Annotated in this window: 26 protein-coding genes; 11 read left to right on the forward strand and 15 right to left on the reverse strand. The window is 61.1% G+C overall.

Annotated elements, in window-relative coordinates; translation table 11 throughout:
* Positions 1 to 44 precede the first annotated feature (44 nt).
* Genes hpf through Q8X51_RS06905 form a run of 4 tightly spaced genes read left to right on the forward strand, consistent with a single transcriptional unit; the run spans position 45 to position 1,974 of the window.
* On the forward strand, positions 45 to 350 hold the full coding sequence (hpf, locus tag Q8X51_RS06890) for a ribosome hibernation-promoting factor, HPF/YfiA family (RefSeq protein ID WP_027604812.1): 306 nt from the start codon (positions 45 to 47) through the stop codon (positions 348 to 350).
* A gap of 10 nt (positions 351 to 360) precedes the next feature.
* Entirely contained in the window at positions 361 to 825 is a 465-nt protein-coding gene (gene ptsN / locus Q8X51_RS06895; RefSeq protein ID WP_065924293.1) for a PTS IIA-like nitrogen regulatory protein PtsN, read from the forward strand.
* 2 nt (positions 826 to 827) lie between these two features.
* On the forward strand, positions 828 to 1,685 hold the full coding sequence (gene rapZ, locus Q8X51_RS06900) for an RNase adapter RapZ (protein WP_027604814.1): 858 nt from the start codon (positions 828 to 830) through the stop codon (positions 1,683 to 1,685).
* Positions 1,686 to 1,701: 16 nt separating this feature from the next.
* Positions 1,702 to 1,974, forward strand: a complete 273-nt coding sequence (locus tag Q8X51_RS06905) for an HPr family phosphocarrier protein (protein WP_027604815.1) — start codon at positions 1,702 to 1,704, stop codon at positions 1,972 to 1,974.
* A gap of 23 nt (positions 1,975 to 1,997) precedes the next feature.
* On the opposite strand, the gene Q8X51_RS06910 is transcribed toward Q8X51_RS06905, so the two are convergent.
* The 6 genes from Q8X51_RS06910 to pmbA form a co-directional block, all read right to left on the reverse strand.
* Complete coding sequence (locus Q8X51_RS06910) at positions 1,998 to 2,891, reverse strand: ZIP family metal transporter (protein ID WP_065924294.1); 894 nt, start codon at positions 2,889 to 2,891, stop codon at positions 1,998 to 2,000.
* Positions 2,892 to 2,924: 33 nt separating this feature from the next.
* The gene (locus Q8X51_RS06915) at positions 2,925 to 3,536 is read right to left on the reverse strand and encodes a superoxide dismutase (RefSeq protein WP_323145736.1); all 612 of its coding nucleotides are present in this window, start codon (positions 3,534 to 3,536) and stop codon (positions 2,925 to 2,927) included.
* 1 nt (position 3,537) lies between these two features.
* Complete coding sequence (locus Q8X51_RS06920) at positions 3,538 to 3,966, reverse strand: hypothetical protein (RefSeq protein WP_024073462.1); 429 nt, start codon at positions 3,964 to 3,966, stop codon at positions 3,538 to 3,540.
* Between the two features lie 27 nt (positions 3,967 to 3,993).
* Positions 3,994 to 5,370, reverse strand: coding sequence for a class II fumarate hydratase (locus tag Q8X51_RS06925; protein ID WP_065947116.1), 1,377 nt, complete (start codon positions 5,368 to 5,370; stop codon positions 3,994 to 3,996).
* A complete protein-coding gene (locus Q8X51_RS06930; protein WP_027604820.1) occupies positions 5,363 to 5,758 on the reverse strand; it encodes a hypothetical protein in 396 nt (131 codons plus the stop codon). The genes Q8X51_RS06925 and Q8X51_RS06930 overlap by 8 nt, the downstream gene beginning before the upstream one ends.
* A 147-nt stretch (positions 5,759 to 5,905) precedes the next feature.
* A complete protein-coding gene (gene pmbA / locus Q8X51_RS06935; RefSeq protein WP_065924297.1) occupies positions 5,906 to 7,252 on the reverse strand; it encodes a metalloprotease PmbA in 1,347 nt (448 codons plus the stop codon).
* A 108-nt stretch (positions 7,253 to 7,360) separates the two neighbouring features.
* Here pmbA and yjgA point away from each other — a divergent pair, with 108 nt between their 5' ends.
* Positions 7,361 to 7,882: a ribosome biogenesis factor YjgA gene (gene yjgA, locus Q8X51_RS06940; RefSeq protein ID WP_017138246.1), complete on the forward strand. Its 522-nt coding sequence runs from the start codon at positions 7,361 to 7,363 to the stop codon at positions 7,880 to 7,882.
* A gap of 44 nt (positions 7,883 to 7,926) precedes the next feature.
* Here yjgA and tldD read toward each other — a convergent pair whose 3' ends face one another.
* The 8 genes from tldD to mreB all read right to left on the reverse strand — a co-directional run bounded on the left by tldD (position 7,927) and on the right by mreB (position 19,137).
* Positions 7,927 to 9,369 carry a metalloprotease TldD gene (gene tldD / locus Q8X51_RS06945; protein WP_065924298.1) on the reverse strand — a complete coding sequence of 481 codons (1,443 nt, stop codon included), beginning with the start codon at positions 9,367 to 9,369 and terminating at the stop codon, positions 7,927 to 7,929.
* Positions 9,370 to 9,385: 16 nt separating this feature from the next.
* Positions 9,386 to 10,234: a carbon-nitrogen hydrolase family protein gene (locus tag Q8X51_RS06950; protein ID WP_065924299.1), complete on the reverse strand. Its 849-nt coding sequence runs from the start codon at positions 10,232 to 10,234 to the stop codon at positions 9,386 to 9,388.
* A gap of 48 nt (positions 10,235 to 10,282) precedes the next feature.
* Positions 10,283 to 14,098 (reverse strand): YhdP family protein, encoded by a 3,816-nt coding sequence (locus tag Q8X51_RS06955; RefSeq protein WP_323145739.1) that lies wholly within the window; start codon positions 14,096 to 14,098, stop codon positions 10,283 to 10,285.
* Positions 14,099 to 14,174: 76 nt separating this feature from the next.
* Entirely contained in the window at positions 14,175 to 15,632 is a 1,458-nt protein-coding gene (gene rng / locus Q8X51_RS06960; RefSeq protein WP_010213134.1) for a ribonuclease G, read from the reverse strand.
* A 71-nt stretch (positions 15,633 to 15,703) separates the two neighbouring features.
* Complete coding sequence (locus Q8X51_RS06965; RefSeq protein WP_027604825.1) at positions 15,704 to 16,300, reverse strand: Maf family protein; 597 nt, start codon at positions 16,298 to 16,300, stop codon at positions 15,704 to 15,706.
* A gap of 51 nt (positions 16,301 to 16,351) precedes the next feature.
* Positions 16,352 to 16,840 carry a rod shape-determining protein MreD gene (gene mreD / locus Q8X51_RS06970; RefSeq protein ID WP_027604826.1) on the reverse strand — a complete coding sequence of 163 codons (489 nt, stop codon included), beginning with the start codon at positions 16,838 to 16,840 and terminating at the stop codon, positions 16,352 to 16,354.
* Positions 16,840 to 17,961, reverse strand: a complete 1,122-nt coding sequence (gene mreC / locus Q8X51_RS06975; RefSeq protein WP_137212587.1) for a rod shape-determining protein MreC — start codon at positions 17,959 to 17,961, stop codon at positions 16,840 to 16,842. The genes mreD and mreC overlap by 1 nt, the downstream gene beginning before the upstream one ends.
* A 138-nt stretch (positions 17,962 to 18,099) precedes the next feature.
* Complete coding sequence (gene mreB / locus Q8X51_RS06980; RefSeq protein WP_002555108.1) at positions 18,100 to 19,137, reverse strand: rod shape-determining protein MreB; 1,038 nt, start codon at positions 19,135 to 19,137, stop codon at positions 18,100 to 18,102.
* Between the two features lie 210 nt (positions 19,138 to 19,347).
* On the opposite strand from mreB, the gene gatC reads away from it, so the two are divergent.
* The 6 genes from gatC to Q8X51_RS07010 all read left to right on the forward strand — a co-directional run bounded on the left by gatC (position 19,348) and on the right by Q8X51_RS07010 (position 24,572).
* Positions 19,348 to 19,635, forward strand: a complete 288-nt coding sequence (gene gatC, locus Q8X51_RS06985) for an Asp-tRNA(Asn)/Glu-tRNA(Gln) amidotransferase subunit GatC (protein ID WP_003171764.1) — start codon at positions 19,348 to 19,350, stop codon at positions 19,633 to 19,635.
* Between the two features lie 16 nt (positions 19,636 to 19,651).
* Positions 19,652 to 21,103, forward strand: a complete 1,452-nt coding sequence (gatA, locus tag Q8X51_RS06990) for an Asp-tRNA(Asn)/Glu-tRNA(Gln) amidotransferase subunit GatA (RefSeq protein WP_065947112.1) — start codon at positions 19,652 to 19,654, stop codon at positions 21,101 to 21,103.
* 10 nt (positions 21,104 to 21,113) lie between these two features.
* Positions 21,114 to 22,559, forward strand: coding sequence for an Asp-tRNA(Asn)/Glu-tRNA(Gln) amidotransferase subunit GatB (gene gatB, locus Q8X51_RS06995; protein WP_065924303.1), 1,446 nt, complete (start codon positions 21,114 to 21,116; stop codon positions 22,557 to 22,559).
* A 159-nt stretch (positions 22,560 to 22,718) separates the two neighbouring features.
* Complete coding sequence (locus Q8X51_RS07000) at positions 22,719 to 23,090, forward strand: septal ring lytic transglycosylase RlpA family protein (protein WP_065924304.1); 372 nt, start codon at positions 22,719 to 22,721, stop codon at positions 23,088 to 23,090.
* 58 nt (positions 23,091 to 23,148) lie between these two features.
* On the forward strand, positions 23,149 to 24,195 hold the full coding sequence (locus Q8X51_RS07005; RefSeq protein ID WP_065924305.1) for a calcium/sodium antiporter: 1,047 nt from the start codon (positions 23,149 to 23,151) through the stop codon (positions 24,193 to 24,195).
* Positions 24,192 to 24,572, forward strand: a complete 381-nt coding sequence (locus Q8X51_RS07010; RefSeq protein ID WP_065924306.1) for a carboxymuconolactone decarboxylase family protein — start codon at positions 24,192 to 24,194, stop codon at positions 24,570 to 24,572. The genes Q8X51_RS07005 and Q8X51_RS07010 overlap by 4 nt, the downstream gene beginning before the upstream one ends.
* Here Q8X51_RS07010 and Q8X51_RS07015 read toward each other — a convergent pair.
* The gene (locus Q8X51_RS07015; protein ID WP_027604833.1) at positions 24,569 to 25,510 is read right to left on the reverse strand and encodes an AEC family transporter; all 942 of its coding nucleotides are present in this window, start codon (positions 25,508 to 25,510) and stop codon (positions 24,569 to 24,571) included. The two genes, Q8X51_RS07010 and Q8X51_RS07015, sit on opposite strands and share 4 nt — an antisense overlap.
* Between the last annotated feature and the right edge of the window lie 26 nt (positions 25,511 to 25,536).

Raw genomic sequence — 25,536 nt, forward strand, 5'->3', positions numbered from 1 at the left:
TTCCTACCCGCCGCTTTATGCACTGGCAACGAAGGAGAAGCTGTATGCAAGTCAACATCAGTGGACACCATGTAGAAGTCACCCCTCCACTACGCGACTACGTCGAGCAGAAGCTGAGGAAGCTTGAGGGTCATTTCGACAAGATCACCAACGTGCAGGTCATCATGAAGGTCGACAAGCTTCAGCAGAAAATCGAAGCGACTCTTCAGATACCCGGTGGAGAAGTGGTCGCCAATGCCGAACATGAAGACATGTATGCATCAATCGACTTGCTCACAGACAAGCTTGACCGCCAACTCAAAAAGCATAAGGAAAAGAATCTGAGCCTGCTTCAGGGCACAGGTCGTTAACTCTCCCCCCATGATCCGACTTGAAACCATCCTGACCCCCGGCCGTTCCCTCGTGAACGTGCCGGGCGGCAGCAAGAAGAAAGCCCTCGAACAAATTGCCAACCTGATCAGCAGCCAAGTGCCTGAACTGGAGATGCAAGATGTCTTTGAGGCTCTGATTGCCCGTGAAAAACTCGGCTCCACCGGTTTTGGCAACGGCATCGCCATTCCCCACTGCCGCCTCAAAGGCTGCGAGTCACCTGTCAGCGCCCTGCTGCACCTGGACGCACCTATCGATTTCGACGCGATCGACGGCGCCCCGGTAGACCTGCTGTTTGTTCTGCTGGTCCCACAGGCCGCCACCGATGCACACCTGGAACTGCTTCGGCAGATCGCAAGCATGCTCGACCGCAAGGAAGTACGCGACAAACTGCGCAGTGCCAGTAGCAACGAGGCGCTGTATCAAGTTGTCCTGGATGAGCAAAACGGGCAGTAATCATGCGTTTGATCATCGTCAGCGGCCGCTCCGGCTCGGGTAAAAGTACCGCCCTCAACGTCCTTGAGGACAACGGCTTCTATTGCATCGACAACCTGCCCGCCGGCCTGCTCCCGGAATTGGCGGAGCGGGCACTGATCCATACCGAATTGGCACAACCTCTGGTCGCCGTTTCGATTGACGCCCGCAACCTGCCGAGCCACCTCACGCGTTTTCCGGAATTGCTCGAAGAGGTGCGTGCCAAACACATTCATTGCGATGTGCTATATCTGGACGCCGACGAAGAAACCCTGCTCAAGCGCTTCTCAGAGACCCGTAGACGTCACCCCCTCAGCAGCCCACACCGCTCCCTGGCCGAAGCCATCGAGGATGAAACCAAGCTGCTCGGGCCGATCATTGACCTCGCTGACCTCAAGATCAACACCACCAGCCTCAACCTGTACCAGTTGCGCGATGCCATCAAGCTACGCCTGCTGAACCAGCCGGAGCCTGGCACTGCATTTCTGGTCGAGTCCTTTGGTTTCAAGCGTGGCATGCCGGTGGATGCCGACCTGGTGTTCGACGTGCGCTGCCTGCCCAATCCTTATTGGAAGCCGGAACTGCGCGACCAGTCGGGGCTGGATCAGCCTGTGGCCGATTACCTGGCCGCGCAACCGGATGTGGAGGAGATGTTCCAGGACATTTCCAGCTACCTGCTCAAATGGTTGCCGCGCTTTGCCGCGAGCAACCGAGCCTATGTCACCATTGCCATCGGCTGCACCGGCGGTCACCACCGCTCTGTCTACCTGACCGAGCGCCTGGGCCAGGTGCTGCAACAAACCCTCAAGAACGTCCAGGTTCGCCACCGCGACCTTAGCTGAAAGGAACACCCCCGCGATGCCCGCTCTGGAAATTGAAATCATCAACAAGCTGGGCCTGCATGCCCGCGCCTCGGCCAAATTCGTCGGTATTGCCGGGCAGTTCCCTTGCCAGATCCGCGCCGGGCGTACACCGGAGAGCATGGTCGATGGCAAAAGCATCATGGCGATGATGATGTTGGCGGCCGGCAAGGGCACCAAGATTCATTTGAGCACCGAGGGCGAGCAAGAGCAGGAAGCAATGGACGCCCTGGTAGCGCTGATCAACAACTTCTTTGATGAGGGTGAGTAGTAACCCCTATCCCCGCTGAGGCCTCACCCCAAGGCGGTATCCATCACCATCATCAAGCAGAACCCCATGCACAACCCCAGGCTCGCGAGTTTTTCGTGACCGTTGCGGCGCGACTCCGGGATCACTTCGTGGGTGACCACCAACAGCATCGCGCCAGCGGCCAGTGCCAGGCCCAACGGTAACAGCACCTCGGCCAGGGTCACCAGCCAGGCGCAAAGCACGGCGAACACCGGCTCCACCAAGCCTGACGCGGCGCCGATCAGGAACGCCCTGATCCGCGACATCCCTGCCCCAGCCAATACCAGCGCAATGACCAGACCTTCGGGCACATCCTGCAAAGCAATGCCCATGGCCAAGCTATCGGCATCCGGCATGCCGCCGCCGGCTGAGACGCCAACGGCCATGCCTTCGGGGATGTTGTGGGCGATGATGGCAAACACGAACAGCCAGATACGCGGTGGAATCACCGGTTTATCCGGTGTGCCCACCAACATTTCCGGACTGGCGCCGGAGACCTTGCGGTCCACCAGATACAAACCGAATGCCCCCAGCATGATGCCGAAGCTGATCAGCCCACCTGCACCCCAGGGCGAAAGACCAAGGGCTTCGGCCGCAGCAATTCCCGGCACGACCAGCGAAAACGCGGTCGCCGCCAGCATCACACCGGCACCGAAGCCCAACAAGGTATCGCTCAACGCCACCGGCATCCGCCGAATCACCAAGACCGGAACCGCCCCCAGCGCCGTGCCAAGCGCGCAAATCGCCCCGCCCTGCAAGGCGCGCATGATGCGCGGCTCCAGATCCAGCCAGGCCAGCCCGTGGGCCACCAGCAATGCAGTACCTGCCAATAGCAGCAGCGAGCCAAACGCATAACGAAACATTCGCACGCTGCTGATCGCCAGTGTTTCAGTGCCCATAGTCGGCCTTAGATCTTGTTATCGAGGTGAATGTCAGGCCAACGCGGCCTGATAGCGTGCGGCAACTTCCGGCCAGTTGATGACGCTGTAGAACGCATTGATGTATTCAGGGCGACGGTTCTGGTAGCGCAGGTAATAAGCATGCTCCCAGACGTCCAGGCCGAGGATTGGCGTGTTGCCATTCATCAACGGGCTGTCCTGGTTGCCGCTGCTTTCCACTATCAGCGTCTTGTGCGGAGTGACACTCAACCACGCCCAACCGCTGCCGAAACGGGTCAAGGCGGCTTTGGTGAAGGCTTCCTTGAAACTGTCGAAACCGCCGAGTTGCTCTTCTACGGCTTTTCCCAACGCGCCGTCGGGCTTGCCGCCACCTTGAGGCGACATCACCGCCCAGAACAGTGAATGGTTGGCGTGGCCACCGCCTTGGTTGATGACGGCCGCACGCAGTTTTTCCGGCAGTTGCTGCACGCTGGACACCAGTTTCTCTACAGGCCAGCCCGCAAACTCGGTGCCCTCGACCGCCGCATTGAGGTTATTGATGTAGGTCTGGTGGTGCTTGGTGTAGTGAATCTCCATGGTTTGCGCATCGATATGCGGTTCCAGGGCATCGTAGGCATAGGGCAAGGCAGGCAAGGTGTAGGTCATATCAATGTGCTCCGTATTGAGACGTGGTCGGCTGCACCGCAGTACCGCCCAGCAAGCGATGGGTGCGCGGGTACTCACCGTGATCGCTGATGAAATTCAACAGTTCGACGTAAGTCTTACTGCTCTGGCGCAGGGCCGCTTCCCGCAGCTGCGGGCTCAGGCGCACGTCCTGCATGGCCTGGAGCAAGCGCTGGTGAATAGCGCAGAGGTATTCGGCGCTTTCCTCGGGCTGATTCAGGCGCAGGTGCAAATCCGCCAGGTTGTGATGGGAAATGACGCAGGCCGCCACTGCTTCGTCGGCATTCGCCCAGCGCTCGAACAGCACTTGAGCCAGGGCCAGGGCTTGCAGATAGGCCTCGCGAGCGTCAACCAATTCGCCCTGCATAAAGCAGCGATTGGCCCGTTCGATCGTGCGTTTCCAGTGCTCCATGGTGAGCCTCCAAAGCAGGGTCGGTGATTACACGCCGCCAGCCGTGAGTTTTTCCGGATCCAACAGGACTTCCAGTTGGCTACGGGGCAGGTCGGTGTGCTCAAGGGCCACCTCAATCACCGGACGGCCCTGCTGATAAGCTTTCTTGGCAATCTCAGCGGCCTTTTGGTAACCAATGATCGGGTTGAGTGCGGTGACCAGGATCGGGTTGCGCGACAGCGCTTCCTTGAGCTTGGCTTCGTTGACCTTGAAGCTGGCGATGGCCTTGTCTGCCAGCAGACGGCTGGAATTGGCCAGCAACTCGAGGCTGCTGAGCAGGTTCTGGGCAATGATCGGCAACATCACGTTTAATTCGAAGTTGCCGGATTGGCCGGCAACGGTGATCACCGTGTCATTGCCGATGACTTGTGCAGCGACCATGGCGGTCGCTTCCGGAATCACTGGATTGACCTTGCCTGGCATGATCGAAGACCCCGGCTGCAGGCCCTCCAGTTCGATTTCCCCCAGGCCGGCCAGCGGGCCGGAGTTCATCCAGCGCAGGTCATTGGCAATTTTCATCAGCGATACGGCGGTGGCTTTCAACTGGCCGGAGACGGCGACAGCAGTGTCCTGGGAGCCGATCAGCGCGAACAGGTTCTTGCCGGGGGTGAATTTCACACCCGCCAGGCTACTGAGCTGTTGACTGAAACGCGCGGCGAATTCCGGGTGCGCGTTGATCCCGGTGCCCACCGCCGTACCGCCCTGGGCCAAAGCCTGCAGGCTCGGCAGCAAATCTTGCAGATGGCCGATGTTGGCCTTGAGTTGCTGGGCCCAACCATTGAGCACCTGGCTCATGCGCACGGGCATGGCGTCCATCAGGTGCGTGCGGCCGGTCTTGATGAATGGGTGAACCTCTTCGGCTTTCTGCTCGATCACCTGCACCAGGTGCAGCAGGGCCGGCAGCGTTTGCTCGTGCAGCACCAGCGCAGCACTGACATGGATGGTGGTCGGAATGATGTCGTTGCTGCTTTGGCCGCAGTTCACATGATCGTTGGGATTGACCGCTTCGCCGAGCAAACGGCTGGCGAGCGTCGCAATCACTTCGTTGGCATTCATATTCGAACTGGTGCCGGAACCGGTCTGGAAGATATCCACCGGGAAGTGCCGCATGTAATCGCCTTCGAGCAAGCCTTGGGCGGCATCGACGATGGCTTTGCCCTGCCCTTCACTGATCTGCTTGAGGTCGACGTTGACCTTGGCAGCCGCCGCCTTGGCCAGGATCAGTGCGCGAATGAATTGCGCCGGCATGCGTTGGTGGCTGATCGGAAAGTTGTTCACCGCGCGCTGGGTTTGCGCACCGTACAAGGCCTCGGCGGGGACTTGCAGTTCGCCCATGCTGTCGCGTTCGATACGGGTGTTACTCATCGGAAGATCCTTGCACCAGGTCAGAAACGGAAATGGAGGGAAGCAGTTCGCAGGTCGCCAATTGCCAGGCAAAGGTCTGCCAGCGCTTGAGGCGGCAGGCACAGTGAGAGAGTTTTTCCAGGTCGCGCAGTGGGCGCCAGGCTTGATCCAGACACAGGGATCGCCAATGCCACGGCAGTGCAATATCGCTGGCGGTGTCGATCAGCAGGCGGAATGAGGTTTCAGCGATGGTCCACGGATGGGTCGCGGTACAGCACGCCAGGTATCGGCCCTCATTGAGGTAATGTTCGATCAGGCGAGGCTCATTGGGATCCAGACCACAGCGAATCTGGCGACTCATCCAGCGCCAGCTTTCCAGGTAAGGATCCTCATGCAGGACAGAACTCATGATCCACACTCATCCGGTAATGATATTTATTATTAAATGATATTGAGAATCAAAACAAGAGTAGCACCTCAATCCCCCTGAAACACGGCCACAAAAAAGGCGCGCCCTCCGTAAGAGGGCGCGCCTTTTTGTGCCGCTGTAGCGGGATTAGCTGCCTGCGACAGTCATCCGCTCGATCAGCACCGAGCCTGTGCGAATATTGCTGCGCAGCTCCAGGTCATTTCCCACGGCAACGATCTGCTTGAACATATCGCGCATGTTGCCGGCGATGGTCACTTCCTGGACGGCGAACTGAATCTCACCGTTTTCCACCCAGAAGCCCGCCGCGCCACGGGAATAATCCCCAGTGACCATATTCAGGCCATGGCCCATCAATTCGGTCACCAACAGACCACGTCCCATGCGACGCAACAGCGCCGCCTGGTCTTCATCGCCATGGGTCACGAACAGGTTATGCACGCCACCGGCGTTGGCAGTGCTTGGCAGGCCGAGTTTGCGGCCTGAGTAGGTGCCGAGTACGTAAGACACCAGCTCCCCGTTTTCGACGAACGGCTTGGCATACGTGGCCAGGCCGTCCCCATCGAACGCCGAACTGCCCATGGCCCGCATCAAGTGCGGACGCTCATCAATGGTCAGCCAATCGGGAAACAACGTCTGGCCAATCGCCCCTTCAAGGAACGAAGACTTGCGATACAGGTTGCCGCCAGAAATGGCCCCCAGGAAACTGCCAAACAGACCGCCTGCCAGCTCCGCCGAAAACAGTACAGGCACTTCACACGTCGGCACCGGGCGCGCGCCCAGGCGGCTCGCGGCACGTTGTGCGGCACGCTGACCAATGCTGACCGGGTCTGCCAGCAACTCACCCTGACGACTTACGTCGTACCAGTAATCACGCTGCATCTGGCCATTGGCCTCGGCGATCATCACGCAGCTCAGACTATGGCGCGTGGACGCATACCCGCCGATAAACCCGTGGCTGTTGCCGTAGACGCGACAGCCCTGATGCGTGTTCAACGTGGTGCCATCGGCGTTCTTGATGCGGGCATCGGCATCGAACGCCGCCGCTTCGCAGGTCAGCGCCAGCTCGATGGCCCGCTCGGGCGTGATGTCCCAGGCATGGAACAGATCGAAATCCTTCAAGTCCTTGGCCATCAGCGCCTTATCGGCCAAGCCCGAGCTTTCATCCTCGGAAGTGTGCTGGGCAATCGCCAATGCCGCGGCAACCGTTTCGCGTATGGCCTCCGGACCGCTGGCCGACGTACTGGCCGAACCTTTGCGCTGCCCCACATACAAGGTGATGCCAAATCCCTGGTCACGGTTGAATTCGACGGTTTCCACTTCCCGTTGACGTACCGACGTCGACAACCCCTGCTCCAGCGACACCGCCACTTCACAGGCACTGGCCCCCTGGCGCTTGGCCTCGGCAAGGATCTGCTCGACTTGTTCCTGCAGGGCCGGTAACGCTTGCGGACCGACGCTTTGGGCTGCACTCATGGTTTTCTCCACTCAAATTCTGCTTTCGGTTAAGGCCATCGAGCGACCGGGCCGGACAAGCGGCCCCCGACTGGTTATCATGGCGGCGTTTCTTTGCGGACTGCCACCATGGTTGATTCTTACGACGACTCCCTCGATGGGGAGAAAAGCAAAACCCAGGTCAAACGTGAGCTGCATGCTCTGGTTGACCTTGGCGAGCGCCTTACAACGCTCAAGAAAGACTTGATTGCAAAACTGCCACTGACCGACGAAATGCGCCGGGCGCTTGCGGACGCACCCAAGCACACCGCGAATATCGCGCGTAAACGGCACATCATGTTTATCGGCAAGCTGATGCGCGATCAGGACACTGACGCCATTCTCGCCTTGCTTGATCAAACCGATGCCTCCACTCGCCAGTACAACGAACGTTTCCATAACCTGGAACGTTGGCGTGACCGCCTGATCTCGGGCGATGACGCGGTGCTGGAGAAATTCGTGTTGGACTACCCGGACGCGGACCGCCAGCAACTGCGCTCCCTGATCCGTCAGGCCCAGCACGAGCAGGCGCATAACAAGGCGCCGGCCACCAGCCGTAAAATCTTCAAATACATCCGTGAGCTGGACGAGACTCAACGCGGTCTGCGTTGATGCCCTTCCCCGGGTGGCGGTCTTCGCCACCCGAAGCTCCCCCCTTACGACCCCGTGCCACCCACGGTGATCGCATCAATTTTCAGCGTTGGCTGGCCGACCCCTACCGGCACCGACTGCCCATCCTTCCCGCACATGCCCACACCACTGTCCAGGGCCAGGTCATTGCCGACCATCGACACCTTGCTCATGGCTTCCGGGCCATTGCCAATCAACGTTGCCCCTTTGACCGGCGCGGTAATCCTGCCGTCTTCGATCAGGTATGCCTCGCTGGTAGAGAACACGAACTTGCCGCTGGTGATATCCACCTGGCCGCCGCCGAGGTTGGCGCAGTAGATGCCACGCTTCACCGAGGCGATGATCTCCGCCGGGTCGCTTTCGCCACCGAGCATGTAGGTGTTGGTCATGCGTGGCATCGGCAGGTGCGCATAAGATTCGCGACGGCCATTACCGGTGCGCGCAACGCCCATCAGGCGGGCATTGAGCTTGTCTTGCATGTAGCCCTTGAGCACACCGTTTTCAATCAAGGTGGTGCATTCGGTCGGCGTGCCTTCATCATCGACGCTCAGCGAGCCGCGGCGACCGGCCAGGGTGCCATCATCGACAATGGTGCAGAGCTTGGACGCAACCATCTCGCCCATGCGCCCGCTGTAGGCGGAACTGCCCTTGCGGTTGAAATCGCCTTCCAGGCCATGGCCCACGGCCTCGTGCAGCAATACGCCGGACCAGCCCGAGCCCAACACCACCGGCAGCGTGCCGGCCGGCGCAGGAATGGCTTCCAGGTTCACCAACGCCTGGCGCAAAGCCTCACGGGCATAGCCCATGGCACGGTCGTCGGTGAGGAAGTAACGGTAGTCGGTACGCCCGCCGCCGCCGTGGCCGCCACGCTCGCGGCGGCCGTTCTGCTCGACGATCACGCTGACATTGAAACGCACCAGCGGCCGTACGTCCGCCGCCAGCCCCCCGTCGGTGGACGCCACCAGGATGCGTTCCCACACACCGGCCATGCTCACGGAGACCTGCTGGATACGCGGGTCCAGAGCGCGAGTGGCCGCATCGATACGCTTGAGCAACTCGACCTTTTCCGCGCGGCTGATCACTTCCAGGGGGTTGTCCGGCGCATACAACTGCGCCACGTCCTGGGTACTGAACGCCTGTACCGTGCCATGTTGACCGGCACGGGAGATCGAACGCGCGGCACGTGCGGCCAGGCCCAACGCCTCCAGAGTGATCGCGTTGCTGTAGGCAAAACCGGTCTTTTCACCGGATTGCGCGCGGACGCCTACACCTTGGTCAAGATTGAAACTGCCTTCCTTGACGATGCCATCTTCCAGGGCCCAGGACTCGGAGATCTGCCCCTGGAAATACAGGTCGGCGGCATCGATGCCTGGCCCGGCCAGATCGCCGAGCACGGTTTGCAAGCTTTCGATGGTCACGCCACCGGGTGCCAGGAGGTGTTCACTGACTGAGGACAACAACTCGCTCATAGGTTTGGCCTTAAATTCATCGTTCTGAAGCAGGCCGCTGGGCGCCCTGCGAGAAAAAGCGCCGATGGTTGACCACCGGCATGCGCGCCCGTATCGACGCCTGTTCACTGCTATCGCGTTCGGCCAGCAACACCGCTTCGCCTTGATCCTGTTGTGCCAACACCTGGCCCCATGGGTCGACGATCGCCGCATGACCATAGGTTTCCCGTGGCCCTGGATGCACACCGCCCTGGGCGGCCGCCAGCAGGTAACACTGGGTTTCGATGGCCCGTGCACGAATCAGCACATCCCAGTGGGCGGCACCGGTCACGGCGGTAAAGGCCGAGGGCGCGGTAATCAATTCAGCCCCCGCCGCGCGCAGCTCGCTGTACAGCTCGGGGAAGCGCAAGTCGTAGCACACCGTCAGGCCCAAACGGCCGACCGGCGTATCCGCCACCACCACGTTACTCCCGAAAGCATAGTCATCGGACTCCCGATAGCGACCCCGGGCGTCCGCCACGTCCACATCAAACAAATGCAGCTTGTCGTAACGGGCGACGACTTCGCCGCGATCATCGATCAGCAGCGAGCAGGCATTGGATTTGGCGTGCGGTTGATCCTTGGGCGGCAACGGCAGTGTGCCAGCCACTATCCATAAGGTGAGGTCGCGGGCGGTCTGTTTCAACCATGGCAGGATCGGACCTTCACCCAGCGCCTCGGCGCGGCCGATATCCGCCACGTCGCGGCGGCCCATGGCGGCAAAGTTTTCTGGCAGCACCGCCAGCTTCGCACCGCCGGCCGCCGCTTGTTCCAACAAGCGCCGGGCCTGGACCAGGTTGGCCAGCACATCGCTCTGACTGACCATTTGGATTACTGCAAAGGACATGGGCCGATACTCCGTAAAAGGCATGGGGCCATGCTACTCCACAGGCTCTCAGTTTGGTTTTTCAAAGGGCTTGTCGAAGGTGATTTTTGGATCCTTCCATGGGCCTTCCACCTTGTATTGCACGCTGGCGAAACGCGAAACACGGTCACCGATCAGCTTGTCGATCAGGAACAGTGCGCCACCAATCGCCGGCGCGCCCACGATCAGCGCGGCAATCGGCAGGTTGTTGGTCACCGGCAACGTCACCAGCAACTTCGCATCGACACGGTCAGCCACCAGGTCCAGGGTACCGTTGAGCTCCAGGTTGCTCGACGGGCCGGTCATGGTGATCGGTTCGCGCGTCACGAACACGCCATTGCTGGCGACCAATTGGCCCTTGACCCGGTCATAACTCAAGCCCTTGCCCAGCAGGTCGGAGAAGTCCAGGCGCAGGCGGCGCCCGATGGAGTTGAAGTTGAGCAGGCCGAATACCCGCAGCGCCTGGGCGCCACCTTCCACCTCGACAAACTGACCTTTACGGAACGTCGCATCCAGGCTGCCGGAGAAACGTTTAGGCCCGACCCAGGCCGGCGAACCCGGCCACCGCCCATCCACATCCAGGTGGAAATCCTCGCTGGTGACCGTGGGCGCATAGCCCCAGCCTTTGAGTACATCGGCGATGTTCTTGCCGTCCAGGCGCCCCTTGTACCAACTGCTGCTGTCACCCGGGACACCTTCCCATCCGCCGGCGCCCTTGAGTTGCATGCCCTTGAGGCCCAGGTCCAGCGTATTGAAGGCCAGGCCTTTGGCCGTTGGCCGGATCTTGAGTGACCAGGCGCCAATCAGGTCCGGCCCCTGGAACAGCTGGTCAATGGCGATATCCAGCGCCGGAATATCCTTGGGATCGATACTGGCCAACGGGTCCGGTGCATTTTCATCAGCCTGTACCGTCGGGTCCACCGCCGGCAGCTTCACGTATTGCAGGTTGACCGCAATCGGCGCGCCCTTGGCATCCGGCAGGTTCACCGCCCCCTTGGCCTGCTGGCTGTCGAACTGTAAGCCCCAGGCAGCGGGCTTTCGATCCAACTGCAGGTTAACCTGATCGAACTGGGTACCCAGGCCGGTGAGCTTGCCAATCTTGAATTCGGCACCGCTCAGCAGCTGCTTGGCACTGCCACCTGGGTCATTGCCAGCATACTGGTTCACCAGTTTTTTCCACGGGTCGATATCCAGCTCCGAGAGTACGCCACGGATGCGCAAGCCCTTGGCGCCTGGCAGCACGGCATCGCCATCGCCAAGGAACAACTCGCCACGGCCGTCATTGAGTTTGTCCGGCGGCGCGGCAAAGGTGAAGTTGGCCAACTCACCGTAATCAAACCAGTAGCGGCGCTCAGCCCCCTGCAAGGTCATGCGGAATACGCTGTCACGTCCCTGGCTGGCCGGCATGCCGAACGGCGCCGGCAAGTCCACCGCAACGCCCTTGAGGTTGGAGCTGACCATCAGTTGGCTGTCGGCACCGTCCAGGTTGAGCTGTAACTGATACGAAATATCACCGGACACCGGCAACGGCTGACTGACTTTCAACCAATCCGTCAGACGCTTGACCGTCACCTGCCCCTTGGCAGCGACACGGGTGCTGATATTGCCTGGCTTGCCATCGGCAAAGATCTGCGCGGTGATCGGCCGGTCAAATGCCTGGGCGGTAATCTTTTCGCCGCTCAAGCCCTTGGCGCTATCGAAGCGGAAATTACCCTTGAGCTGCGTCAGGTCCAGAGGCGGTTCCGCCAATTGCAGGCGTGCCTTGTCAGTCTGGAAATCCACCACGATCCTGGGCTCGATGCCCTTGACCAGCGGAACGTCCAGATCCAGCGAGCCCTGCAGGTCTCCCTCGCCTTTCCAGCCGGCGAAGGTGGAGGCAGTACCAATTGGCGCTTCCTGGAGAATCTTCAGCCCATCACCCAGGCCACCGGCAAAACCACCGGTAAGCAGCAGATGGCTTTCCTTGCCGGACGGCGCGTGGGGAATATTGACGTAGACGTCCTTGACCTTGGTGTCGAGCAACTGCCCCTTGCTGGCCAGGATGCGTACGCCCGTCTCTTCGACAAACACTTCACCATTGACCTTGTTCACATGGGGCCAACCCGGCTGGAACGCCAGTTCGGCGTCATGCACCTTGAAGAACAGGCTGATATTGCGCGCGGCCGGCAATGCGTCGTGGTTCAGCGAGCCCTGGTACTGGAAGAACCCCTGGTCCACCGCGCCCTTGAGAATTGCCGTTCGCAGCCACTCATCCAACGCGGGGCTCAGTACGGCCGGCAGGTATTTAGGGGTAAAGCGTCCATCGCCATCGACCATACCGACCCGCAGGTCCATATAGTCTTCCTGGCTATGGTCGAAATGCAGGCGAATCAGGAAATCGGCGGCGATCTTGCCCTCTTCCCCCAGCACCTTGATATACGGGGCGATCAGGGTGAAGCCTTGTTTATCCAGCTTCCACGTCAGGCGTGCATTGGCCTGGAGGTATTGCCAGGGCTTGGCGAAGATCGGATCGAGGTGCAGGGAAAAATCCTTGCTGTCCATGCGCAACTCGCCCTGGCCCAGGTCGCCGCTGATGCTGCCGGAAACGTTGCGTGCGGCCGGCGCACCGAAGTAGGCGTCAAACCCGACCCGCTCCAGGTTGGCGGCAAAGCTGACTTTTTGATCGGTGGTGTCTTGAGGACGGAAATCCACCAGCACATTACGCAGCAGGCCGGTGGCCTTTAGGTGCTCGACGGTCTTGGCGACGCCTTCCGGCAGCGGCGCCAGGGCGTTGAGCAACGGTGTGATGGGGGTCAGGTCAAGGCGGTCAGCCTGCAGCTTCCAGGCTTCCTGGGCCGTGTCGGTCGCCAGGGTCTGCTGCAATTGCAGGCGCGATTCCCATCGGGTCTCGCCCAGGTTCATCGCCAGGGAATCAAACAACACCTTCAAGCCGGTATCGCTGCGTTGCAGATAGGCCGTGAGTGCAAGGTTTTCGATATGCACCGGCTTGCGTTCGGCGTAGCTGCCCTTCACCTGCGGCGAGTTGAGGCGCACGACCGCACGTTGCACCGTGCCTTTACCCCAGTTCAGCCAGAACTCACCGCCGGCCTTGAACTGCGTGAGTTTCCACTGCTGGGTCAGCCTGGCGGGGATCCACTTGGCCCAGTCGCTCTGCGGCAGGCTCAGGTAGGCCTCGACTTCAGCGTCCTTCCACTGGCTCGCGCGAATGCGGCTGCGCAGGCTCAGGGCCAGGGGCTGGCCGTCGGGCAAGGTCAGGCGAGCGTCCAGGCGCTGGCGGGTGACGCCCGTGTGCAGGCTCAAGCCCACATACGTCAGGGTCAGCGGCGCCTGGTCGAACGGTTGCAGGGTGACCTGGCTGTCGAGCAGCGATACGCGCTTGACCATCTGCATGCGCTTGAGCAATTGCTCCGGGTCCAGCGGCTGGTCGTCCTGTATCGGCAAGCCTTGCAGCGCCCAATGGCCGTCCTTGTCTTCCTTGGCGCTCAGTTGCAGGCCACTGACTTCCAGGTGCGCAATACGCACTTCGCGCGCCATCAGGCTGGCCCACATGTCCGGCACCACTTCGACCTGGTCCAGGCGCAAGGCACTGCTGCCCTCGCCGACCATTACGTCGTGGGCCAGCAACACGGGCGCAAAACCGCTCCAGCGGCCTTCAAGGCTGCCGATGTGCACAGGCATGTCCACCGCAGCCTGGGCCTTGGCTTCGATTTCCGCGCGGTATTCGGCCACCAGCGGGGTCAATTCACGCCCCAGGCTCACGTACACTGCCGCCAACACCAGCAGCAAGGCGCACAGCCCAAGGCCCCAACGGGTCAAAGCGGCAAAAAAGCGTGTCAGACGCTCCATGTCAGGCGACCCTCAAGGCAGTAGTCGGACTGCAGATCAAGGTCTGCGAGTCGCGTAAAAAGAAAGCGAATGGGGATCAGAGCAGCACCACGTCATATTGTTCCTGGGAATACATGGTTTCGACCTGGAAGCGAATCGTACGCCCGATAAACCCCTCCAGCTCAGCCACGTTACCGGACTCTTCATCCAGCAGGCGGTCGACCACTTTCTGGTTGGCAAGCACTCTATAACCTTCGGCCTGGTAGGCCCGTGCCTCTCGGAGGATTTCCCGGAAAATCTCGTAGCAAACCGTTTCCGGAGTCTTCAACTTACCGCGGCCCTGGCAACTGCTGCAGGGCTCGCACAGCACCTGCTCCAGGCTCTCGCGGGTGCGCTTGCGGGTCATCTGCACCAGGCCCAGCTCGGTGATGCCGATGATATTGGTCTTGGCGTGATCGCGCTCCAGCTGTTTTTCGAGCGTGCGCAGCACCTGGCGCTGGTGCTCTTCATCTTCCATGTCGATGAAGTCGATGATGATGATGCCGCCCAGGTTACGCAGGCGCAGTTGACGAGCAATCGCCGTGGCCGCTTCGAGATTGGTCTTGAAGATGGTCTCTTCAAGGTTGCGATGACCTACGAACGCGCCGGTGTTGACGTCGATGGTGGTCATCGCTTCCGCCGGGTCCACCACCAGGTAGCCACCGGACTTGAGCGGCACCTTGCGCTCCAGGGCTTTCTGGATTTCGTCCTCGACGCCATACAGGTCGAAGATCGGCCGTTCGCCAGGATAATGCTCCAGGCGATCGGCAATTTCCGGCATCAGCTCGGCAACAAATTGCGTGGTGCGCTGGAAGGTTTCCCGCGAGTCGATGCGAATTTTCTCGATCTTGGGGCTGACCAGGTCGCGCAAGGTACGCAGGGCCAGGCCCAGGTCTTCGTAGATCACACTCGGCGCGCCAATGGTCTTGATCTGTGCGCCGATCTGGTCCCACAGGCGCCGCAGGTAGCGAATGTCCATGAGGATTTCGTCGGCACCGGCGCCCTCGGCTGCGGTGCGCAGGATAAAGCCGCCCGCTTCCTTGATACCTTCAGCGGCCACGCAGTCGCTGACCACCTTTTTCAGGCGCTCGCGCTCGGCTTCGTCTTCAATTTTCAGGGAAATGCCGACATGGGCGGTGCGCGGCATATACACCAGGTAGCGCGACGGAATCGACAGTTGAGTGGTCAGGCGTGCGCCCTTGGAGCCGATGGGGTCCTTGGTGACTTGCACCACCAGGCTCTGCCCTTCATGCACCAAGGCACTGATGCTTTCCACCGCCGGCCCTTCGCGCAGGGAAATCTCCGAGGCGTGGATAAATGCTGCCCGGTCCAGGCCGATATCGACAAATGCCGCCTGCATCCCCGGCAACACCCGCACCACCTTGCCCTTGTAGATATTGCCGACGATCCCGCGTTTCTGGGTGCGCTCGACATGCACTTCTTGCAGAACACCGTTCTCTACCACCGCCACGCGCGATTCCATCGGCGTGATATTGATCAGAATCTCTTCACTCATGGCTGGGTCTCGTTCAGGCGTTTTCACAATAGTGACCGATCGCTGTAAGGCTGGGCGCTGGAGTAACGCGTTCAGCGCGCGGTAAGGTTTTGCCAACAGGGTATGCCGAATTGGGCAAGCAGTTGCGCGGTTTCGCACACCGGCAGGCCTACCACGGCGGAATAGCTGCCATTGAGCCCGGCCACAAACACCGAGCCAAGCCCTTGGATAGCATAGCCGCCCGCCTTGTCCTGGGGTTCGCCGCTGTGCCAGTAGCTTGTAGCCTCCTCGACAGAAATCCCACGGAAAAGTACACGACTGCTTACACATCGGGTTTCACAGCGCTGGCCGTCAGTCAGGGCAATCGCAGTCAGAACTTCATGTTCACGCCCCGCCAGTGCCATCAACATCGCCAACGCATCGGCTTGGTCTACGGGCTTGCCGAGGATCTTGCCGTCCACGATCACTGCGGTATCGGCGCCCAGGACGCAGGCGGCCGAGCGTTGCCCGAGCGCAGCAAAACCCGCTGCGGCCTTACCGCGAGCGAGACGCTCGACGTAGGAAACAGGGGTTTCGTTTGTAAGAGGGGTTTCATCAATGGCGGCGCTGACCACGGTGAAAGGCACACCGATCTGGGTCAGCAGTTCACGCCGCCTCGGGGAGCCCGAGGCCAGATATAGCGAATTCATTGCAGACTCTCCCTGTGGGGTTCGATAACCAGGCAGAGCCTCGCAATCCATTCAATTGATTTTATAGCGACGACGTAACCCACGCAGGCCGAAGCTGATCCACGGCCACAACAGCGCACTGACCAGGGCCGGCAACACCAGCGCCAGGGTTGGCTGGCGGTTGCCGGTCAAGGCACTGAGCCACAACTGTACCAACTGCGCCAGGCCGAAGATCACCAGGATCACCAGGCATTGCTGCCACATCGGGAACATGCGCAGGCGCTGCTGCAACGACAGCACCAGGAAGGTGATCAGGGTCAGGATCAACGCGTTCTGGCCCAGCAAGGTGCCATACAGCACATCTTCCGCCAAGCCCAGGAACATGGCCGTGACCATGCCCACTTTATGCGGCAGGTTCAGCGACCAGAATGCCAGCAGCAATGCCAGCCACAGCGGACGCAGGATCTCCATGAACTGCGGCAGCGGCGAAACGCTGAGCAGCAAGCCGATGGCGAATGTCAGCCAGACGATCCAGCCATTGCTCGAATGAGTACCGGCCATTATTCCTCCCTCTGCCGTGTGGTGGCCGGGGCTGCGGCTGGAGGCTTCGCAGCGGGCGTCGTAGTGGCAGGCGTGGTGGCCGGCGGTTTCGCTGCAGTCGGTTTCACCGGGTGCACGCTATGGACCGCAGGCTTGACCGGTGTGGCCACAGGCGCAGTAGCTGCCGGAGTTGCCGCCGGTACAGCGGGGGTAGTCGACTGAGGCTTGGGCACGGTCGCAGGAATGATCGGCGCGGTGCCGTTCTTCTTGTCTTCCGCTTCCTGGGCCTGGGCGGCGTCGTTGGCGCGTTCTTCCGGAGTACGGTTGTCGCTGAACACCAGCAACAGGTAGCGGCTGCGGTTCAGGGCGGCAGTGGGCACGGCACGCACAATGGCGAAGGGCTGGCCGGAATCGTGGATCACTTCCTTGACCGTTGCCACCGGATAGCCTGCCGGGAACCGCTGGCCCAGGCCGGAGCTGACCAGCAGGTCGCCTTCCTTGATGTCGGCCGTATCCGCGACGTGACGTAATTCCAGGCGCTCAGGGTTACCGGTACCGCTGGCAATCGCGCGCAAGCCGTTACGGTTGACCTGCACCGGAATGCTGTGGGTGGTGTCCGTCAGCAGCAGGACCCGCGAGGTGTAGGGCATCAGCTCGACGACCTGCCCCATCAGTCCCCGAGCATCCAGTACCGGCTGACCAAGGACCACACCGTCGCGCTCACCCTTGTTAATGATGATGCGATGGGTAAAGGGGTTGGGGTCCATGCCGATCAACTCGGCCACTTCGACCTTTTCGTTGACCAACGCAGAAGAGTTAAGCAACTCGCGCAGCCGAACGTTCTGCTCGGTGAGGGCTGCCAGCTTTTGCATGCGCCCCTGCAACAGCAGGTTTTCGGTCTTGAGTTTTTCGTTCTCGGCAACCAGTTCGGTGCGGCTGCCAAATTGGCTGGCCACGCCCTGGTAGAGACGTTGCGGCAGGTCGGTGATCCAGTAGGTCTGCATCAACACCAGCGACATTTGGCTACGCACCGGCTTGAGCAGCGCAAAGCGGGCATCGACCACCATCAATGCGACCGAAAGCACGACCAGCACCAATAAGCGCACGCCCAATGAGGGGCCTTTGGCGAAAAGCGGTTTAATAGGCCGCTCCTCCCAGGCAAATGTTCTCTTTATTCATACGGCATCTAACCGGCCTGGATGCAGATTGAAGAAGATAAACGCCAACAGGCAGCACTGCAAAGTGCTGCCTGCGGGCGAAACATGGTGCAACCAACGATCTTATTCGCTGGAGAGCAGGTCCATGGTGTGTTTATCCATCATTTCCAGTGCACGACCACCGCCACGGGCAACGCAGGTCAGCGGATCTTCGGCGACGATCACCGGCAGGCCGGTTTCCTGGGCCAGCAGCTTGTCGAGGTCGCGCAACAGGGCGCCACCACCGGTCAGCACCAGGCCTCGCTCGGCGATGTCGGAAGCCAGCTCCGGCGGCGATTGCTCCAGGGCGCTCTTCACAGCCTGAACGATGGTGGCCAGGGACTCTTGCAGAGCTTCCAGCACTTCATTGGAGTTCAGGGTGAAGGCACGTGGAACGCCTTCGGCCAGGTTGCGACCGCGAACATCGACTTCGCGAACTTCGCCGCCCGGGTAAGCGGTACCGATTTCCTGCTTGATGCGCTCGGCGGTGGATTCGCCGATCAGGCTGCCGTAGTTGCGACGTACATAAGTGATGATCGCTTCGTCGAAACGGTCGCCGCCTACACGTACGGATTCGGCATACACCACACCGTTCAGGGAAATCAGGGCGATTTCAGTGGTACCACCACCGATATCCACCACCATCGAACCGCGCGCTTCTTCAACCGGCAGGCCGGCACCGATCGCAGCAGCCATCGGCTCTTCGATCAGGAACACTTCGCGGGCACCGGCGCCAAGGGCCGATTCACGGATGGCACGACGCTCCACCTGGGTGGATTTGCACGGAACACAGATCAGCACACGAGGGCTGGGCTGCAGGAAACTGTTTTCGTGAACCTTGTTGATGAAGTACTGCAGCATCTTTTCGCAGACGCTGAAGTCGGCGATCACGCCGTCTTTCATCGGACGAATGGCAGCAATATTGCCTGGTGTTCGGCCGAGCATGCGCTTGGCCTCGGTGCCGACGGCAACGACACTTTTCTGATTACCATGGGTCCGAATGGCCACAACCGACGGCTCATTCAGGACGATACCGCGCTCGCGCACGTAAATAAGGGTGTTGGCAGTGCCCAGGTCAATGGAAAGATCGCTGGAAAACATGCCACGCAGTTTCTTGAACATGGGGAAAGGACCCTAGGCAACGCGTGGGTAAAAAAGTGCGGCAAACTCTAACAACGACAGGGATTTTGGGCAAGGCGCCAATGTGCTAAATTGGCCGACTTTCTGTGCACCAACCCCCACAATCGCGGCCGTAAGACCGTAGAAATGCGGTAGTGTTCCGACAATCTAACACACGGACAGCCTCCGTTCTGTTTTCCACTGGAGATTCCCATGGCGCTTGAACGCTCCGACGTGGAAAAAATCGCTCATCTGGCCTCGCTTGGCCTGAATGAAGCCGATCTTCCACAGACCACCGCAGCCCTGAACAGCATTCTCGGGCTGGTTGACCAAATGCAGGCCGTGAATACCGACGGCATCGAGCCCCTGGCTCACCCGCTGGAAGCCAGCCAGCGCCTGCGCGCAGACGTCGTGACCGAGCGCAATAATCGCGAGGCCTACCAGTCCATCGCGCCAGCGGTCGAAAACGGCCTGTACCTGGTTCCGAAAGTCATCGACTAAAGGGAAAGAGCCTTTCATGCATCACATGACTCTGGCCGAGATCGCCCGCGGTCTCGCCGACAAAAAGTTTTCTTCCGAAGAGCTGACCAAGACCCTGCTTGCGCGCATCGCCGAGCTGGACCCCAAGGTCAACAGCTTCATCAGCCTCACCGAAGAGCTGGCCCTGAGCCAGGCCAAGGCCGCGGATGTACGCCGCGCCAACGGTGAAAACGGTGCCCTGCTGGGCGCACCGATCGCCCACAAGGACCTGTTCTGCACCCAGGGCGTGCGCACCAGCTGCGGCTCGAAGATGCTCGACAACTTCAAGGCGCCCTACGACGCCACCGTGGTCGCCAAGCTGGCCGCTGCCGGGGCCGTGACCCTGGGCAAGACCAACATGGACGAATTCGCCATGGGGTCGGCCAACGAGTCGAGCTACTACGGCGCGGTGAAGAACCCGTGGAACCTGGAACACGTGCCCGGCGGTTCGTCCGGTGGTTCGGCTGCGGCCGTTGCCGCGCGCTTCCTGCCAGCCGCCACGGCGACCGACACCGGCGGCTCGATCCGCCAGCCGGCGGCCTTCACCAACCTCACCGGCCTGAAGCCGACCTACGGTCGGGTTTCCCGCTGGGGCATGATCGCCTACGCCTCCAGCCTCGATCAGGGCGGCCCACTGGCCCGCACGGCCGAAGACTGCGCGATTTTGTTACAAGGCATGGCAGGCTTCGACGCCCAGGACTCCACCAGCATCGATGAACCGGTGCCGGACTACAGCGCCAGCCTCAATGCTTCGCTCAAGGGCCTGCGCATCGGCGTGCCGAAGGAATACTTCAGCGCCGGTCTCGACCCGCGCATTGCCGAATTGGTGCACAACAGCGTCAAGGAGTTGGAAAAGCTCGGCGCCGTGATCAAGGAAATCAGCCTGCCGAACAACCAGCATGCGATTCCTGCCTACTACGTGATCGCGCCGGCAGAAGCCTCTTCCAACCTGTCGCGTTTCGACGGCGTGCGCTTCGGCTACCGCTGCGAGAACCCGAAGGACCTGACCGACCTGTACAAACGCTCCCGTGGCGAAGGCTTCGGTGCCGAAGTGCAACGCCGGATCATGGTCGGTGCCTACGCCCTGTCCGCCGGCTATTACGACGCGTACTACCTCAAGGCGCAAAAGATCCGACGCCTGATCAAGAACGACTTCATGGCTGCCTTTGAAGAAGTCGACGTGATCCTCGGCCCAACCACGCCGAACCCGGCCTGGAAGATCGGCGCCAAGACCGGCGACCCGATTGCCGAGTACCTGGAAGACCTCTACACCATCACCGCCAACCTCGCGGGCCTGCCGGGCTTGTCCATGCCTGCCGGTTTCGTCGATGGCCTGCCGGTGGGCGTGCAATTGCTCGCCCCGTACTTCCAGGAAGGCCGCCTGCTCAATGTGGCGCACCAGTACCAGTTGAACACCGACTGGCACACTCGCACCCCTACCGGCTTCTGAGGAGAACACTATGCAATGGGAAGTTGTGATCGGGCTGGAGATTCATACCCAGCTCGCCACCCAATCGAAGATTTTCTCCGGTAGCGCCACCACGTTCGGCTCCGAGCCCAACACCCAGGCCAGCCTGGTAGACCTGGGCATGCCTGGCGTACTGCCGGTGCTGAACCAGGAAGCCGTGCGCATGGCGGTGATGTTCGGCCTGGCGATTGACGCCGAGATCGGCCAGCACAACGTGTTCGCGCGCAAGAACTACTTCTACCCGGACCTGCCCAAGGGCTACCAGATCAGCCAGATGGAATTGCCGATCGTCGGCAAGGGCTACCTGGACATCCCGCTGGAAGACGGCACCATCAAGCGTGTCGGCGTCACCCGTGCGCACCTGGAAGAAGACGCCGGCAAGAGCCTGCACGAAGAGTTCAACGGTGCCACCGGTATCGACCTGAACCGTGCCGGCACCCCGCTGCTGGAGATCGTGTCCGAGCCGGACATGCGCAGCGCCAAGGAAGCCGTGGCCTACGTCAAGACCATCCACGCGCTGGTGCGTTACCTGGGCATCTGTGACGGCAACATGGCCGAAGGCTCGCTGCGTTGCGACTGCAACGTGTCGGTGCGGCCAAAAGGCCAGGCCGAGTACGGCACTCGCTGCGAGATCAAGAACGTCAACTCGTTCCGCTTTATCGAGAAAGCGATCAACACCGAAGTGCGGCGCCAGATCGAATTGATCGAGGACGGCGGCAAGGTGATCCAGCAAACGCGCCTGTACGACCCGAACAAAGACGAAACCCGCGCCATGCGCAGCAAAGAGGAAGCCAACGACTACCGTTACTTCCCCGATCCGGACCTGTTACCGGTGGTGCTTGAGGATTCGTTCCTCAATGACATCCGCGCCACCCTGCCGGAGTTGCCGCCGCAAAAACGCGAGCGCTTCCAGGCGCAGTTCGGCCTGTCGATCTACGATGCCAGCGTGCTGGCTTCGAGCCGTGAGCAAGCCGACTACTTCGAAAAGGTCGTGAGCATTGCCGGTGACGCCAAGCTGGCGGCCAACTGGGTGATGGTCGAGCTGGGCAGCCTGCTGAACAAACAGGGCCTGGAGATCGACGAAGCACCGGTGTCGGCCGAGCAATTGGGCGGCATGCTGCTGCGCATCAAGGACAACACCATCTCCGGCAAAATCGCCAAGACCGTGTTCGAAGCCATGGCCAGCGGTGAAGGCAGCGCCGACGAGATCATCGAGAAACGCGGTCTCAAGCAAGTCACCGACAGCGGCGCCATCTCGGCCGTGCTGGATGAAATGCTGGCGGCCAACGCCGAGCAGGTCGAACAGTACCGTGCGGCAGACGAAGCCAAGCGCGGCAAGATGTTCGGTTTCTTTGTCGGCCAGGCGATGAAAGCCTCCAAAGGCAAGGCCAACCCGCAACAGGTGAACGAACTGCTGAAAAGCAAGCTCGAAGGCTGATTGCGATGAATGGTCCGGGCGAGACTTCATGCCTGACTCGGACTCCCTGTGGGAGGGGGCTTGCCCCCGATAGCAGAGTGTCAGTCACTGCTGTTTTGACTGAATCACCGCTATCGGGGGCAAGCCCCCTCCCACATTTGTGATGGGGGCACCTTGATAATGAAGCGTCTATTAGGCCTATGGGCTCTATTCTCACTGCTGGCCGGCTGCGCCAGCGGCCTCATCGACCCCAACGGCTACGACGAAACCGGCACCGCCTCTTATTACGGCGCCAGGCACCATGGCAAGAAAACCGCCAGCGGTGAACCCTTCAACCAGAACGCCCTGACCGCCGCCCACCGGCGACTGCCCTTCGGCACCCAGGTCAAGGTCACCAATCTCGACAACGACAAATCCGTCGTGGTCCGCATCAACGATCGCGGCCCGCATACCCGTGGGCGCTTGATCGATCTATCACGCAAGGCGGCCGAGCAACTGGGTATGCTGGGCAGCGGCACTGCGCGGGTTCGCGTGCAAGCCCTGAGCAATTGAAGACGGAGCCCTGGCCATTTTCGGATTAACCGCCCTCTCGCCCTGGAGCCTGCTCGAACTGGTCAGCGGCCTGGTGCTGCTGATCCTCGGCGCCGAGATCCTGGTGCGCGCCGCCGTGCGCCTGGCCGCCAGCCTCAAGGTGCGGCCGCTGATCATCGGTCTTACGGTCGTCGCCTTCGGCAGCAGCGCGCCCCAGATGACCGTCAGCCTGCAGGCCACCCTGGCCGGCAATACCGACATTGCCGTGGGCAGCGTGATCGGCAGCAGCATCTTCAACATCCTCGTGACCCTGGGCCTGTCGGCGCTGATCATCCCCCTGCGCGTCTCGCGGCAGCTGGTGCGCCTGGATATTCCGGTGATGATCCTCGCCGGACTGCTGGTGTTTACCCTGGCGGCCAATGAAGAACTGACGCCGGTCGATGGCCTGCTGCTGCTGATTGCCCTGCTGGCCTACCTCGGCGTGCTGCATTACCAGACCCGCCATTCGCGCCGTCCGCGCACCCTGGATACCGTCGCCCGGGCGCCGTGGCTGAGCAGTGTGCTGCAGATGCTCGGCGGGTTGTTGATCCTCGTGCTGGCCGGGCACTTGCTGCTCGGCGCGGCGGTGGATGTGGCGGCTGACCTGGGCCTGTCGGAGCGCATCATCGGCCTTACGCTGATCGGCGTCGGCACGTCACTGCCCTGCCTGGCCACCTCACTGATTGCCGCCCTGCGCGGCCAGCGGGAAATTGCCGTGGGCAACGTGATCGGCAGCAACCTGTTCAACCTGCTGGGCGTATTGGGGCTGACCGCGTTGCTCGCGCCTTCGCCGCTGTCGGTGTCGCCCAACGCCCTGGACTTTGACCTGCCGGTGATGCTCGGCGTGGTGGTGCTGTGCCTGCCGGTGTTTTATACCGGCTACCGCGTCACCCGCGCCGAAGGCCTGGTACTGCTGGGCCTGTACCTGGCGTATGGGCTGCACGTGATGTCGTTCACCACCGGCATGCCCCTGGCCAACAAGCTTGAACAACTGATGCTGTATTACGTCCTGCCAGTGCTGGTGGCTTTCCTGTTGTTCAGCACGCTGCGAGCCTGGCGCCGCCAACACAAGAGGGAATCGCAATGACCGATCAGAAAAAGCCCGGGGTTGAAATGCGTCGCCAGGTGATGGGCGATGTGTTCGTCGACCGCGCCCTGGGCAACGCCACCGAATTCACCCAGCCGCTGCAGGACTTCGTCAACGAACATGCCTGGGGCAGCGTGTGGACCCGCGAAGGCTTGCCGCTGAAGACGCGCAGCCTGATCACCCTGGCCGCCCTCACCGCACTCAAGTGCCCCCAGGAGCTCAAGGGCCACGTGCGTGGCGCGTTGAACAACGGCTGTACTGTGGAGGAAATTCGCGAAGCGCTGCTGCATTGCGCGGTGTATGCCGGCGTACCGGCGGCGATTGATGCGTTTCGGGCGGCGCAGGAAGTCATCGACACCTATCAGAAAGAAGGCTAGATCCAGCCACCCGCCTGCAACACGAAAATCCCGATATTCGTGGTCACTGCCGCCATCAGCGTGGTGATCACGATAATCGCCGCCGCCAGTTCATGATTGCCCTCGGCCGCCCTGGCCATCACGAAGCTCGCCGCGGCAGTCGGCGCACCGAAGTACAGGAACAGGATCCCCAACTCCGGCCCGCGAAAGCCCAGCAGCCACGCGCCCAGGGTCGCGACCACCGGCAGCCAGACCATCTTCATCAAGCTCGCGCTCAGCGCCATATTGCCGCTCTTGCGCAGCGCCGCCAGGGACAGGGTGCCGCCAATGCAGATCAATGCCAGCGGCAAGGTGGTGTCCGCCAGGTACTGCATGGATTTTTCCAGCCAGCCCGGCAGGCCAATCTGAAAATACGCGAACGGCGCCGCCACGATCACGCTGATGATCAGCGGATTGGCTACCACACTTTTGCAGATGCTCCACGGGTCGGACTTGATCACCGGGCTGTACACCGCCAGCACAATGGTCGACAGGGTGTTGTAGAACAGGATCACCAGCGCCGCGAGGATCGCGCCGAGGGAAATGCCGTAGTCGCCGTACATGCTGGCCGCCAGGGCCAGGCCGATCACTCCGTTATTGCCGCGAAACGCGCCCTGGGTGTAGATGCCTCGGTCTTCACGCTTGCAGCGAAAAATCGCCCAGCCCCAGGCTAGGGCAAAGCTCAGCAGCGTGGCGACGGCAAAATAGATCAGCAACCCCGGCTTGAGCGCCGAGTGCAGGTCGGCGTGGAGGATGCCGAGGAACAGCAGCGCCGGCATGGTGACGTTGAACACCAGGGACGAAGCCGTGTGGATAAAGTTGTCGTTGATCCAGTTGATGCGCTTGAGCAGCACACCCAGGAACAGCATGGCGAATACCGGCGCAGTGATGGTGAGGGTGGTGAGGAAAATAGCCAGCATGCCGGGGAGAACCTTGGTGAACGTCG

Origin of the sequence: Pseudomonas sp. Yb2C2, from assembly GCF_052112325.1 — a bacterium.
Taxonomy (GTDB): Bacteria; Pseudomonadota; Gammaproteobacteria; order Pseudomonadales; family Pseudomonadaceae; genus Aquipseudomonas; species Aquipseudomonas marginalis.

Bases quoted from the DNA above. Each gene is read 5' to 3' on its own strand.
- Q8X51_RS06910 (WP_065924294.1), bottom strand. From the start codon at position 2,891: ATGGGCACTGAAACACTGGCGATCAGCAGCGTGCGAATGTTTCGTTAT.
- Q8X51_RS06955 (WP_323145739.1), bottom strand. From the start codon at position 14,098: ATGGAGCGTCTGACACGCTTTTTTGCCGCTTTGACCCGTTGGGGCCTT.
- Q8X51_RS06930 (WP_027604820.1), bottom strand. From the start codon at position 5,758: ATGAGTTCTGTCCTGCATGAGGATCCTTACCTGGAAAGCTGGCGCTGG.
- Q8X51_RS06925 (WP_065947116.1), bottom strand. From the start codon at position 5,370: ATGAGTAACACCCGTATCGAACGCGACAGCATGGGCGAACTGCAAGTC.
- Q8X51_RS07010 (WP_065924306.1), top strand. From the start codon at position 24,192: ATGACCGATCAGAAAAAGCCCGGGGTTGAAATGCGTCGCCAGGTGATG.
- Q8X51_RS06950 (WP_065924299.1), bottom strand. From the start codon at position 10,234: ATGTCCTTTGCAGTAATCCAAATGGTCAGTCAGAGCGATGTGCTGGCC.
- Q8X51_RS06905 (WP_027604815.1), top strand. From the start codon at position 1,702: ATGCCCGCTCTGGAAATTGAAATCATCAACAAGCTGGGCCTGCATGCC.
- pmbA (WP_065924297.1), bottom strand. From the start codon at position 7,252: ATGAGTGCAGCCCAAAGCGTCGGTCCGCAAGCGTTACCGGCCCTGCAG.
- gatB (WP_065924303.1), top strand. From the start codon at position 21,114: ATGCAATGGGAAGTTGTGATCGGGCTGGAGATTCATACCCAGCTCGCC.
- gatC (WP_003171764.1), top strand. From the start codon at position 19,348: ATGGCGCTTGAACGCTCCGACGTGGAAAAAATCGCTCATCTGGCCTCG.
- rapZ (WP_027604814.1), top strand. From the start codon at position 828: ATGCGTTTGATCATCGTCAGCGGCCGCTCCGGCTCGGGTAAAAGTACC.
- tldD (WP_065924298.1), bottom strand. From the start codon at position 9,369: ATGAGCGAGTTGTTGTCCTCAGTCAGTGAACACCTCCTGGCACCCGGT.
- mreD (WP_027604826.1), bottom strand. From the start codon at position 16,840: ATGGCCGGTACTCATTCGAGCAATGGCTGGATCGTCTGGCTGACATTC.
- Q8X51_RS06915 (WP_323145736.1), bottom strand. From the start codon at position 3,536: ATGACCTACACCTTGCCTGCCTTGCCCTATGCCTACGATGCCCTGGAA.
- rng (WP_010213134.1), bottom strand. From the start codon at position 15,632: ATGAGTGAAGAGATTCTGATCAATATCACGCCGATGGAATCGCGCGTG.
- Q8X51_RS06920 (WP_024073462.1), bottom strand. From the start codon at position 3,966: ATGGAGCACTGGAAACGCACGATCGAACGGGCCAATCGCTGCTTTATG.
- ptsN (WP_065924293.1), top strand. From the start codon at position 361: ATGATCCGACTTGAAACCATCCTGACCCCCGGCCGTTCCCTCGTGAAC.
- yjgA (WP_017138246.1), top strand. From the start codon at position 7,361: ATGGTTGATTCTTACGACGACTCCCTCGATGGGGAGAAAAGCAAAACC.
- Q8X51_RS06965 (WP_027604825.1), bottom strand. From the start codon at position 16,300: ATGAATTCGCTATATCTGGCCTCGGGCTCCCCGAGGCGGCGTGAACTG.
- Q8X51_RS07015 (WP_027604833.1), bottom strand. From the start codon at position 25,510: ATGCTGGCTATTTTCCTCACCACCCTCACCATCACTGCGCCGGTATTC.
- Q8X51_RS07000 (WP_065924304.1), top strand. From the start codon at position 22,719: ATGAAGCGTCTATTAGGCCTATGGGCTCTATTCTCACTGCTGGCCGGC.
- hpf (WP_027604812.1), top strand. From the start codon at position 45: ATGCAAGTCAACATCAGTGGACACCATGTAGAAGTCACCCCTCCACTA.
- mreB (WP_002555108.1), bottom strand. From the start codon at position 19,137: ATGTTCAAGAAACTGCGTGGCATGTTTTCCAGCGATCTTTCCATTGAC.
- gatA (WP_065947112.1), top strand. From the start codon at position 19,652: ATGCATCACATGACTCTGGCCGAGATCGCCCGCGGTCTCGCCGACAAA.